The organism is Polaromonas sp. P1_G2, assembly GCF_056405515.1.
This window is the reverse complement of record NZ_JBFUBY010000152.1, coordinates 1-11,057: the sequence shown is the minus strand read 5'-3', so window position 1 is coordinate 11,057 and position 11,057 is coordinate 1. Positions and strand designations below refer to the sequence as shown.

The following is an 11,057-nucleotide window of genomic DNA, read 5'->3' as shown; positions in this document are numbered from 1 at the left end:
AGTGTGCCCCTTGCAACTCGGTGTTGGCGGTGCCCATATAGGCTTCGATCACCAGCGGGTTCTTCGCCACTTCGGCATACGGGCCGTCGGCGATGATGGCGCCGCGCTGCAGCACGGTGATGCGGTCGGCGATCGAGGACACCACGTTCATGTTGTGCTCGACCATCAGGATGGTGCGGCCGGCCGAGACTTTTTTGATCAGTTGCGTCACTCGGTCCACGTCCTCGTGGCCCATGCCCTGGGTGGGCTCGTCCAGCAGCATCAGCTCGGGTTCCAGCGCCAGCGTGGTGGCGAGTTCCAGCGCGCGCTTGCGGCCGTAAGGAAGGTTCACGGTCAGCTCGTCGGCGAAGGCGCTGAGGTCAACCTCGGCCAGCAGTTCGCGGGCGCGGCCGTGCAGGTGAAACAGGCTGTCTTCGGGCTTCCAGAAGTGGAAGGAGGTGCCCAGGTTGCGCTGCAGCGCCGCGCGCACGTTTTCCAGTACCGTCATGTGCGGGAACACGGCCGAGATCTGGAAGGAGCGCACGATGCCGCGACGCGCCGTCTGCGCGGGCTGCTCGAAGGTGATGTCGTTGCCGTTGTAGACGATGCTGCCCCGCGTCGGCGTCAGGAACTTGGTGAGCAGGTTGAAGAAGGTGGTCTTGCCCGCGCCGTTGGGCCCGATCAGTGCGTGGATATGCCCGCGCTGGACCTTGAGGTCCACGTTGTTGACGGCCACGAATCCCTTGAATTCCTTGGTCAGCCCTCGTGTTTCGAGAATGAACTCCACTGACAAATTAGTCTCCGGCGGGTGGGGGTTGAAATCACGGGGGCGCGAAGGCCGACGCGGCAGGTATGCAGCCGCGGGCATAGGCCCGTGAAACACAGTTGGTCATCCTAGCCACCAGCCCCTGGAGGCGATACCGGGCAGACCCCTGGTGCACTGTCTGCGGCTGCGCGCCTAGCCCTGAGGGCGTTGTGCGAGCGGCCTCCGCGCTTCTTGCTGGCAGCGGACCGCCCTCGCTTCGCGGGCGGGGTGCGGCGGCGCGCCTAGCCAGACGGGCTTTTGCGAGCGCCCTCCGCGCCCATTGCTTGCGAGGGAGCCGCCCTCGCTGCGCGGGCGGGATGCGGGTGCTTATTGCTCGCGGTTGCGGCCTGGGCCGCCTTCGCCGCGCTGGCCGCGCGGGTTGGCGGCGTCGGCCTGGCGGACCGGCTTGTCGGGGGTGGCGTCGCGTTGTGACTGTTGCTGCTGTTGCTGTTGACGGCGTTGTTGCTGTTGCTGCTCCTGGGCCTGACGCTGCTGTTCTTGCTGCGCACGCTGTTGCTGCTCCTGCTGCGCACGTTGTTGCTGTTGTTGCAAATGCTGCTGCTGTTGTTGCAACTGTTGTTGGTGCTGTTGTTGCTGTTGCTGCCTTTGCGCGGCTTGCTGCTGGCGGGCGTTTTCCTGGTCGCGCTGGGCCTGCTCGCGCAGGGCGCGCTGGCCTATGGGTTCTTCACCGGAACGGCGCTGCTGTTCCAGCTGGGGGCCTTGCAGCTTTTCCCGTTGTTCCTGCTGCTGGCGCTGCTGTTCGCGCTGGGCTTGCTGCTGGCTGCGACGGGCCTGTTCGGCGGCGTGGCGGTCGGCGTTGGCGCGGGCATCGGCGTTGGCATTGGCGGTCTGGGCGCGTTCCTGCGCCTCCTGGCGGGCCCGCGCGTCGCGCTGGGCCTGTTCGCGCAGGGCGCGCTGGCCTATGGCCTCTTCGCCCTGGCGGCGTTGCTGTTCCAGTTGCGGTGCTTGCAGCTGTTCCTGCCGCTCCTTTTGCTGGCGCTGCTGTTCGCGTTGCGCGCGCTGGCTGGCTTCGAGGGCGCTGCGGTCTGGTGCAGGCGCGGGCCGTGCAGCCGGCACTGCGCCGACAGGCGCGGTGGGGGAGGCGGGGGCAGCGGCTTGTGGCCGGGCATCGTGGTCCCTGCCGGCAACAGGTCCGGCGCGGCGGTCGTCGCGGTTGTTGTCATCGCGCCGGCCATCGCGGCCGTCCCTGTGGTCGCCACGCCTGTCGTCGCGGCTGCTGACCACCGGCCGCGCGGCCACGGCGGGCGGCGGCAAAGCGGCGGCGGCCACGGGGCGTTGCCGCTCGCGAAGCTCCGACGGATTCGGGCGCTGCGGCAGGGCGCCGCGGTCGGCCACGAGTTGCGCGCGGCCCAGGTCGGCGCTGCTCAGGCGGTGGGGGTTGCCGTGCACCGGCCGGCCGCGCTCGAAGTCCTCGCGGCTGACGGCCGTGACGGCGGCGGGCTGGCGCTGGTAGCGGTAAACATTGGTGACGTTGACGGTGTTGTTGACCACGATGTTGTTGTTCACCCGGGTGACATAGCGCGGGCTCACGCGGTAGGCCGGGCGGAAGGCCTCGCCGGGCGCTAGCGGGAACCAGCCCACGCCGGGGCGCGCCGCGCCGCCGACGGAGATATTCCAGCTCACGCCGCCGCTGCTGCCGCCGACAAAGGCGACCAGTGCGGGCGCGTAGACCGGGCGCGGCGCCAGCCGTCCCGGCACCCAGGCCCAGCGCGGGCCTATCTGTGCCCAGCGGCCGTAGTGGAAGGGCGCAAAACCCCAGGGCGCGTCGTCGACCCAGGTCCAACCCCAGGGCGAGACCCAGGCCCAGTGGCCCATGCGGTAGGGTGCCCAGTTGGCCGGCACGGCGCGCGGTATCCAGACGGCACCGTAGGCCGGGTCCTGGCTCCAGTTGCCGTAGCTGTCGAGCTGCTGGTAACCGACGGTTTCGCGCGGGACATAACGCGCCGAGACTGACTGGTTCTCCAGCCGGTCACGGTTGGCGGCCCACAGGTCGAAGTCGTCCTGCCGCGCGGCGCCGGGCCCCGCCGGCACCAGCTGCGTTCCGCCGAAATTGGCCTGCTGTCCGCCGGCCAGGTTCACCGAGGCCGAGCCATCACCGTAAATCACGCCGCCGCCCGACTGCGCAATCACGCGCGTGGTGTTGCCGGCCGGGTCCACATCAAGGCGGTAGTCGCCGGGCTGCGACACCACAAAAGCCAGGTTGGGCGTGTCGACTTCCAGGCGTTGGCCCTCGAACAGCTGGCRCACGCGCAGCCTGAGCGTGCCCTGGGCCAGGCGCAGCTGGGTGGTGTTGTCGTCCAGCGCGAGCAGGTCCAGGCTGGTCTGCTTGTTCATGCGCACGGCGGTGGAGCCGGCATAGAGTTCGGCGCGCGCCTGCGGGCCTGTCCACAGCCTGTCGCCGGCGGTCAGCGGCCGGTTCAGCGTGGCGGGTGTCCAGGCATCGGCCGCATCGCCCGGCGCAAAACTCACGGCGCCTTCGGCCAGGTTGAGCCGGGCCACGCTGCTCGGCGGGTCCGGCGCCTCACCCTGCGGCGCGGGCTGCTGCGCCCAGACGACGGGCTGCAGCAGTGCCAGCACAAAGGCCACGGCCAGCAGCACGAAGTACCAGTAAAGGTCGGAAAGCCGGAAAGCCCGCAAGGCATCATGGGCGGTGTCGTGGGATGAATGATGGGTGTCGGTGCTGGTCATGTTGCCGCTCTCTTCCTGTCGTTGCGGGCCATCGTTGATGGGGCCGTGTGGAGGCTTGTGGCCCTGTGTAGACCACCATACCCATGACAACGCGCCGAACGATGGATGGACTGCTAACAAGCGGTAAAGATTGCGCCATTCAAGGGCGCGATGAAACAGGATGTAATGCCGGCGTCGTCAAACACCCTGGGTCGATGTGAGACGATGTCGCCCATGCAAAACTTCTGGCCTTCCAGCGGCTTCGAACAACTCCAGCCCACGGCGCGCGGCTGGCTTCAGCCCACCGACGATTACCTGCGGCTGTTCCTGGCGCGGCCCGAGCTGGCGCTGGTGCCCGAGTCCTGCGAGGCCGAGCGCGCCCTGCATGCCGCGCTGGCGGCTTCGCCCTCCAGGCCGGTGGCGCCCGGCGAATTGCAGGCGCTGCAGGACGCGGACGCGCGTGACAACTACGCCTTGTTTTTGCGCTTTCGCGACGGCCTGCTGGCCGCAGGCACGCTGGAGGCCTATTACCTGGGCCTGTTTCCGCGCGACGGCACGGGCCGCATCGACATACCGCCGCTCTTCATKGATTTGATCGTGCAGGCGATCCTGCGCAACTTGCTGGCCGATTCCACCGATGCCTACGAAGTGCGCGCGGCCGAGATGCTTTTTCGCCCCCAGCGCATCAGCACTGAAGGGGGCAGGGTGCTCAGCGGCGACCTGGCGGTCATCGACATGTTCCATGAAACCGGCGGCGTGGGCGACTTCGGCCGCTTCCTGGCCGAGGCCGGGGCGCCTGTGCCCGCCGTCGAGTTGCAGGTGCTCAATGACGGCAATGCGGCAGCGTACTGGCAAGAAACCGAAGGGACCGGCTGCCACCGTTTTTTGCTGGACCTCACGCACGAGGTAAACAATGAACTGGGCCACGGCCTGGTGCTGACGCTGGTGCGCGCGCGTTCGGGCCTCAAGGCGCTGGCCGGCGTGCTGCAAAAATGGGTAGCGCATTTCCTCGGCATCGCCGTTACCATCCGCCCCGTGCAAAAGGTCGACGACGAGGCCTGGCGCTGGCACCTGGGGCTGGACGCAGGAGCGACGGCCCTGCTCAATGATTTGTATGAAGGCCGCGAGGTGGAACCGGCGCGCCTGCAGCGGCTGGTCAGCCTGTTCCGGCTGGACTTTGCCGACCCGCGCGAGATGCGCGCCGACGTGGCGGGCAAGCCGGTGTACCTGGGGCTGATGATGGACGCCGGCGGCGTGCTCAGGCTCAAGCCGCAAAACCTGCTGGTCAACCTGCCGCTGCCGCCCGCGGCTTCGTAGAAGCAGAAGCCCGAGTGCTTCAGTCGCTGCCCTCCACTTCCACCACCAGCACGCGGGCTTCGCCCACCGGCGAGGCGACGTGCTCGGTGCCCGCGCTCGCGAAAAAGATGTCGCCGGTTTCCAGCATCACCGAGCATTGGCCGCAGTTGTCGCGGTAGCGCATCTCGACGCGGCCGTCGAGCACGGCAAACACTTCTTCGCCCTCGTTGATGTGCCACTTGTAGGGTTTGTCGGTCCAGTGCAGCCGGGTCGTGATGCCCTGCATATTCGCCACCGTCATCGCGCCCCAGGCGCGTGTCGCGGTGAAATCCTTGCTTCGGATGATCTTCATATCGTTCTCCATCGGGTGAGCGCGTGGCGCAATGAAAGCCACGCCATGCTACGTCGCGGGGCCGCATGAACCATGAATTCTTCGGCCTGCATTGATTCCATAAGCGCATCACTGGAATGCCCCGCCCCGAGCTCCGCGGCGCTAAGATGATTTGCATGAAAACCGTATTGCTGCCCGACGGCGAAGCCGTTCCCGCCCTGGGCATGGGCACCTGGAACATCGGCGATGCGCGACCTCGCCGCGCCGACGAACTCGCGACCTTGCGGCTGGGCCTGGACCTGGGCTGCACGCTGGTCGACACCGCGGAAATGTATGGCGAGGGCCTGTCCGAGGAGCTGGTCGGCGAGGCGCTGCAGGGCCGGCGCGACGAGGCTTTTATCGTGAGCAAGGTGTATCCGCACAATGCCTCGAAGGCCGGCATGGTGGCGGCCTGCGAGCGCAGCCTGCGACGGCTGCGCACCGACCGCATAGACCTTTACCTGCTGCACTGGCGCGGCTCGGTGCCGCTGGCCGAAACCCTGCAGGCTTTCGTGGCGCTGCAGAAGGCCGGCAAGATACGGCATTACGGCGTCAGCAACCTGGACCTGGCCGACATGCGGGAGCTGTGGGACTTGCCCGGCGGGCAGGACGTGCAAACCAACCAGCTGCTGTACAACCTCACGCGGCGCGGCATCGAGTGGGACCTGCTGCCCTGGCTGCGCGAGCGGCGCGTGCCCGTCATGGCCTATTCGCCGATAGAGCAGGCGCGCCTGCTGCGCCATGCGGGCCTGGCCCGCTTCTCCCAACGCCACGGCATGCTGCCGGCCCAGGCCGCGCTGGCCTGGCTGCTGGCGCAGGAGGGCGTGATCGCGATTCCCAAAACCAGCCATCCCGACCGCCTGCGCGAGAACGTCGCGGCCGCCGGCATTCAACTCAGCCCTGAACAACTGGCCGAGCTGGACACGCTGTTCCAGCCGCCTTCCAGGGCCGCTCCGCTGGAGATGATCTAGGCGTATCGACCGCCCGCGTCAACGCGTCAGCCACATCCCCGCCGCCAGCAAGGCGGCCTGGACGGCCATGGCGATGTAGAGCGGCTTGCGGGAAGGCGTGGCGGCGTCTTGCAGCGTCTCGCCGATACGCTGCGTGAGCAGTGCGCGCAAGGCCGGATCAGGTGCACCGGGCGCGGGTGCGGCGGCAGTTTCCGCGGCGCGGCCCTGCTGCCATTGCGCCATCAGGTCGGCCAGCGGCAGGCGGTTCAGCACAAAATTGACCATGCCGCGCACGGCGCGGCCCTGGCCCAGCACGGGCGCCAGCTGCTGGACTATGGCATCGGCCGACAGCACGTCGGCCACGCGCTCCAGCGCGCTTTTGGTCCGCGGCATGGCTTCGATGCGTCCGGCAATCGCATCCGTCAGGCGCTGCGACATGGCTTCCCCATGGTTCATGACGACCTGCTGCACGGCCCGGCTGCGGCCGCGCGCCACACCCAGCATCAGGTAGATCGGCACAAAGGCCAGCAGCAGAAAACCGACCAGCAGGGGCGGTGAGAACAGCAGGGCGAGGATGGCGCCGGCGCCGCCCGCGTGCGCCGCGGCGGGCATGCCGGGGCCGGACAACCGGCTCAGGTAAAAGAAAAACACGCCGCCGCCCAGCAGGAAAGCCAGCAAAAAACCCATGGCGACGGAACCGGCAAATGCCACACCGGCTTTGGCGCCGGTGCGCACCATGGATGGCGCGGCGGAAGAAGTTGATGACATGCAAGGCCTCCCTGTTTTGTGGAAGGCCGATCATAGGGGGGCCGGGCTGGGGCCATCGCCGATCGAGACGCCCGCCCCCGCGGATCACGCTAGGGCCGCGCGGCGCCGCCATGTTGTATAGACAGGGCGGCGATAAAATCGAGGCTCAAAAACCGGCTGCATGCGGGGTGTTTTTTCATTCGCCTTATGCTTGGCAGACCCCATCAGGAGACTTTCCCCATGCTTCGCAAGATTCTGTCCTTCATCGCCCTCGCGTTCGTGCTTTGCGCCGCGCAGGCCCAGACCTATCCGGCCAAACCGATACGCCTGATCGTTCCCTTCCCGCCCGGCGGCGGCACCGACATCCTGTCGCGCCTGGTGGCCAACAAGCTGACCGAGGTCAGCAAGTGGACGGTGATCCCCGACAACCGCGGCGGCGCCGGCGGCACCATCGGCATCGCCGAAGCCGTGCGCGCCGCGCCCACCGGCTACGACATGGTCATGGGCCAGAAGGACAACCTGGTCGTCGCGCCCTGGCTGTATAAAAACCTGAGCTACGACCCGACCAAAGACCTGGTGGCCGTGGCCCACGTGGCCTACACGCCGGTGGTCATCGTCACGGGCGTGCAGTCGCGCTTCAAGACCCTGGCCGACGTGGTGGCCGCCGCCAAGGCCGCGCCCGACAGCATCACCTACGGTTCGCCCGGCAACGGCACGACCATCCACCTGGCCGGCGAGATCTTCAACAGCGCCGCCAACATCAAGCTGCGCCACGTGCCCTACAAGGGCTCCAACCCGGCCATGATGGATGTGCTGGCCGGCAACGTGGATCTCATGGTGTCCTCGCTGCCCTCGGCCATCGCCCAGATCAAGTCGGGCAAGCTGCGCCCGCTGGCCGTCACCTCGGCCCGCCGCAGCACCTCGCTGCCCGAGGTACCCACCGTGGCCGAACTGGGCTACAAGGACTTTGACGTCAGCACCTGGTACGGCCTGTTCATGCCGGCCGGCACTTCCAAAGACATCGTCGCCACCGTCAATGCCGAGGTCAACAAGCTGCTGGCCACGGCCGAGATGAAGGCCGCCATCCACGCCCAGGGCGCCGAAGTGCAGAACATGACGCCCGAACAGTTCTCCAGCCTGCTCAAGACCGACTATGTGAAGTGGAAGGGCATCGTGCAGGCTTCCGGCGCGACCATCGAATAAGCCGGTTCACGCTTTCCCGCAAAAGGCGGCGCCCAGATGGGCGCCGCCTTTTTTTATGGGCCGCAGCGCTCCGTGTAAACCCTAGGAAACAAAAGTCGGGATGCATGACATGATCTAGTCATCTATAGGACTAGATCAATCATGGCCATTCCAGCAAGCCCTTCGCTGACCGTGGTGCCCGCCGAACCGGGCCAAAGCCGTTACGCTGCCCTGGCCGCCGCCTTGCGCGCACGCGTAGTGGCGGGCGAATGGCCGCCGGGCAGCGCCTTGCCGGCCGAGCAGACCCTGGCCGCCGAGCACGGCGTGGCCTTGGGCACGCTGCGCCGCGCGCTGGAACTGCTGGCCGACCAGGGATTGATCGAACGCATCCACGGCCGCGGCACCTTTGTGCGTGCCGGCATGACGGGCGGCACCATGATGCGTTTCTTCCGCTTCGGCGAGGGCACGGGCGAAGTGCCGGCCTCGCACATCGTTTCGCGCCGGCTGCTGGTGGCGCCCGCCGAGGTGGCGCGGCGCCTGGGCCTGGCACGCGGCGATATGGCGCTGCGGCTGCAACGCGTACGCTCGCTCTCGGGCCAGCCCTGTGTTTATGAGGAAATCTGGCTGCCGCCGGCCCTGTTTGCCGAGCTCGCCGAGAGCGATACCGGCAGCTGGGGCGACCTGCTCTACCCGATGTTTGCCGAGCGCTGTGGAGTGCACGTGGCCCGCGCGGTCGATGAAATTGGCTTCAGCGCGCTCACGGCGGTGCAGGCCGGCCACCTGGCCTTGTCGGCCGGCCACCCCTGTGCGCTGGTCACGCGCTGCGCCTACGACCTGGCCGGCCATTGCGTGGAAGTGCGTTACACGCGGGGCGATGCCCATGCCTTTCACTACACCGTCACCATCACCTGAACACCCCCTGGAACCGGAGAAAACCATGCCACACCCAAGCAACAAGCCTTCAACTGCAGCGCAGCCGCTGAACCGCTCACGCCGCCTCATGCTGCAGGCCACGGGCGCGGCCGTCGCCGCACCCTGGACCTTTGCCGCCCATGCCGCGGGCCAGATAGCCGGCGGCAAGCCGATCACGCTGGTTGTGTCCTATGCTGCGGGCGGCGGCGCCGACCTGATGGCGCGGTTGATCGCACCGCGCATGGCGGAGTTCCTGGGCCAGACCGTGTTGGTCGACAACAAACCCGGCGCCGGCGGCCAGATCGCCGCGACGCAGGTGGCGCGCGCCGTGCCCGACGGCACGCAACTGCTGGTCGATGCCTCGTCCTTCGCCGTCAATCCCGCGCTGTATCCCAAGCTGCCCTACGACACCGACACGGCTTTCACGCCTCTGGCCGTGTTGGCGCAGTTCCCCAACGTGTTGGTGTGCACGCCCGGTTTTGAAGCCAAAAATGTCAAGGACCTGATACGCCTGGCCAAGGCCAAACCGGGGCAGATCGCGTATGCCTCCTCCGGCAACGGTTCGGCCCAGCACCTGGCCGGTGCGCTGTTTGAGGACCTGGCAGGCGTGAAGCTGGTGCATGTGCCTTACCGCGGCGGCGGTCCGGCCATGAACGACGTGATGGCCGGCCAGGTGCCGCTGTTCTTCGCCAACGTGGCCTCCTCGTTGGGGCAGATCCAGTCGGGCCGGCTGCGCCCGCTGGCGGTGACCAGCCGGCGCCGCACGCGCTCGCTGCCCGACATGCCGACCATGGAAGAAGCCGGCGTGCCGGCTTATGAGGTGCTCGAGTGGAACCCGGTGCTGGCGCCCGCCGGCATAGACGCCAAATCCAAGGCCGCGCTGGTCGCCGCCATCCGCAAGACCATGGCCGACCCCGAAGTGCTGGGCCGCATCCGCAGCCTGAGCGGCGAAGCTTTCCCTGAGGGCCCCGAAGCGCTGACCCAGGCTTTCCTCAAGGCCCAGCAGCTCAAATGGGGCCGCATCATCAAAGACCGCAAGATCACCACGGGTTAAGCGGTGCTGAGCTTCACGCCCGACCCGGTGGCGTCCGGCTGGGACAGCCACGTCCACGTCTTTGACGCCGCCGCGGCTGTCGCGACTGGCCATTACCAGCCCGCGCACCGGCCGCTGGCCGACATCGAGCAACTGGCCCAAAGCCATGGCTTCGGCCACCTGGTGCTGGTGCAGCCCAGTGTCTATGGCACCGACAACAACGTGCTGGTGGACGCGTTGCGCGCCGGCGGCGGGCGGCACCGCGGTGTGGTCGTGCTGCCGCCTTCCATCGGCGATGCGGCGCTGCAAGCCATGCATGCGCTCGGCGTGCGCGGTGTGCGCTTTAACCTCGTGTCTCCCGTCGGGGACAGCCTGAAAGCCGGGGAGGGTGACGGCGCCCGGGATAGCTTCCARGCCCTGGCGCCGCGCCTGCGCGCGCTGGGCTGGCATGTGCAGTGGTATGCCGCGCCCCAGGACCTGCCCGTGATCGCGGCCCTGCATGCGGCCAGCCCGATACCGGCGGTGCTGGACCATCTGGCGGGGATGCACGCGGGCGTGGCCGCGGATCACCCGGCCTGGCTGGCGCTGGAGCAGCTCGCCGCCCAGGGCGCCTGGGTCAAGCTTTCGGGCTGGTWCCGCCTGGGCGCGCAGGCGCCGTACGAGGCGCTGGACGAGGTCATCCGCAAGGTCGCGGGGCTGTTCGGCAGGCGCCTCGTCTGGGGCTCCGACTGGCCGCACACCGCTTTTGCGCCCGACGCGCTGCCTGCCTATGCCAGCACCTGGGAGCCCGTGTCGCGCGTGTTGACGGAAGCCCAAAAGCAGTGCGCCAGGGAGCAGGCGCCGGCTTCCCTGTACGCCTGATCAGGCGCTACCGGGGCTAGGGCCCCGGAGTGGCTTAAAATCACGGGCTACGCCATTTTTAACCCGGAGTCTTCCATGCCCAAGAAAATCAGAGTCGAAGCCGACATCTGCGCCCCCAAGCCAGTCCCTCCCAAGGGCTACACCATCACGACCGGCCGCGGCCAGAAGATCAGCCTGGAGCGCGGTTCGCACACCCGCAGCAAAAAGAACCCAGGCAAGCGCCCGCATCAAGCC

10 protein-coding genes are annotated in these 11,057 nt (G+C 67.8%); 6 read left to right on the top strand and 4 right to left on the bottom strand.

Annotated elements, in window-relative coordinates; genetic code table 11:
- A partial coding sequence (locus AC1D0P_RS15865; RefSeq protein ID WP_477677623.1) for an ABC transporter ATP-binding protein occupies positions 1 to 772 on the bottom strand: 772 nt, incomplete at its 3' end.
- 339 nt (positions 773 to 1,111) lie between these two features.
- A complete protein-coding gene (locus AC1D0P_RS15860; RefSeq protein WP_477677622.1) occupies positions 1,112 to 3,493 on the bottom strand; it encodes a DUF6600 domain-containing protein in 2,382 nt (793 codons plus the stop codon).
- 213 nt (positions 3,494 to 3,706) lie between these two features.
- Between AC1D0P_RS15860 and AC1D0P_RS15855 the strand changes: the two genes are divergently transcribed.
- The gene (locus tag AC1D0P_RS15855) at positions 3,707 to 4,789 is read left to right on the top strand and encodes a DUF6352 family protein (RefSeq protein WP_477677621.1); all 1,083 of its coding nucleotides are present in this window, start codon (positions 3,707 to 3,709) and stop codon (positions 4,787 to 4,789) included.
- A 19-nt stretch (positions 4,790 to 4,808) separates the two neighbouring features.
- Here AC1D0P_RS15855 and AC1D0P_RS15850 read toward each other — a convergent pair whose 3' ends face one another.
- Positions 4,809 to 5,120 (bottom strand): cupin domain-containing protein, encoded by a 312-nt coding sequence (locus AC1D0P_RS15850; RefSeq protein ID WP_074575890.1) that lies wholly within the window; start codon positions 5,118 to 5,120, stop codon positions 4,809 to 4,811.
- 155 nt (positions 5,121 to 5,275) lie between these two features.
- Between AC1D0P_RS15850 and AC1D0P_RS15845 the strand changes: the two genes are divergently transcribed.
- Positions 5,276 to 6,109: an aldo/keto reductase gene (locus AC1D0P_RS15845; protein ID WP_477677620.1), complete on the top strand. Its 834-nt coding sequence runs from the start codon at positions 5,276 to 5,278 to the stop codon at positions 6,107 to 6,109.
- Positions 6,110 to 6,127: 18 nt separating this feature from the next.
- On the opposite strand, the gene AC1D0P_RS15840 is transcribed toward AC1D0P_RS15845, so the two are convergent.
- Positions 6,128 to 6,856, bottom strand: a complete 729-nt coding sequence (locus AC1D0P_RS15840) for a hypothetical protein (RefSeq protein WP_477677619.1) — start codon at positions 6,854 to 6,856, stop codon at positions 6,128 to 6,130.
- A 219-nt stretch (positions 6,857 to 7,075) separates the two neighbouring features.
- Between AC1D0P_RS15840 and AC1D0P_RS15835 the strand changes: the two genes are divergently transcribed.
- The 4 genes from AC1D0P_RS15835 to AC1D0P_RS15820 all read left to right on the top strand — a co-directional run bounded on the left by AC1D0P_RS15835 (position 7,076) and on the right by AC1D0P_RS15820 (position 10,823).
- The gene (locus tag AC1D0P_RS15835) at positions 7,076 to 8,038 is read left to right on the top strand and encodes a Bug family tripartite tricarboxylate transporter substrate binding protein (protein ID WP_477677618.1); all 963 of its coding nucleotides are present in this window, start codon (positions 7,076 to 7,078) and stop codon (positions 8,036 to 8,038) included.
- A gap of 141 nt (positions 8,039 to 8,179) precedes the next feature.
- Positions 8,180 to 8,929 (top strand): GntR family transcriptional regulator, encoded by a 750-nt coding sequence (locus AC1D0P_RS15830; protein WP_477677617.1) that lies wholly within the window; start codon positions 8,180 to 8,182, stop codon positions 8,927 to 8,929.
- A gap of 25 nt (positions 8,930 to 8,954) precedes the next feature.
- Positions 8,955 to 9,983 carry a tripartite tricarboxylate transporter substrate binding protein gene (locus tag AC1D0P_RS15825; RefSeq protein WP_477677616.1) on the top strand — a complete coding sequence of 343 codons (1,029 nt, stop codon included), beginning with the start codon at positions 8,955 to 8,957 and terminating at the stop codon, positions 9,981 to 9,983.
- A gap of 6 nt (positions 9,984 to 9,989) precedes the next feature.
- Positions 9,990 to 10,823 (top strand): amidohydrolase family protein, encoded by an 834-nt coding sequence (locus AC1D0P_RS15820; protein WP_477677624.1) that lies wholly within the window; start codon positions 9,990 to 9,992, stop codon positions 10,821 to 10,823.
- Positions 10,824 to 11,057: the final 234 nt, after the last annotated feature.

Coding starts and splice junctions, on each gene's coding strand:
- AC1D0P_RS15850 (WP_074575890.1), bottom strand. CDS start 5,120: ATGAAGATCATCCGAAGCAAGGATTTCACCGCGACACGCGCCTGGGGC.
- AC1D0P_RS15845 (WP_477677620.1), top strand. CDS start 5,276: ATGAAAACCGTATTGCTGCCCGACGGCGAAGCCGTTCCCGCCCTGGGC.
- AC1D0P_RS15840 (WP_477677619.1), bottom strand. CDS start 6,856: ATGTCATCAACTTCTTCCGCCGCGCCATCCATGGTGCGCACCGGCGCC.
- AC1D0P_RS15835 (WP_477677618.1), top strand. CDS start 7,076: ATGCTTCGCAAGATTCTGTCCTTCATCGCCCTCGCGTTCGTGCTTTGC.
- AC1D0P_RS15830 (WP_477677617.1), top strand. CDS start 8,180: ATGGCCATTCCAGCAAGCCCTTCGCTGACCGTGGTGCCCGCCGAACCG.
- AC1D0P_RS15825 (WP_477677616.1), top strand. CDS start 8,955: ATGCCACACCCAAGCAACAAGCCTTCAACTGCAGCGCAGCCGCTGAAC.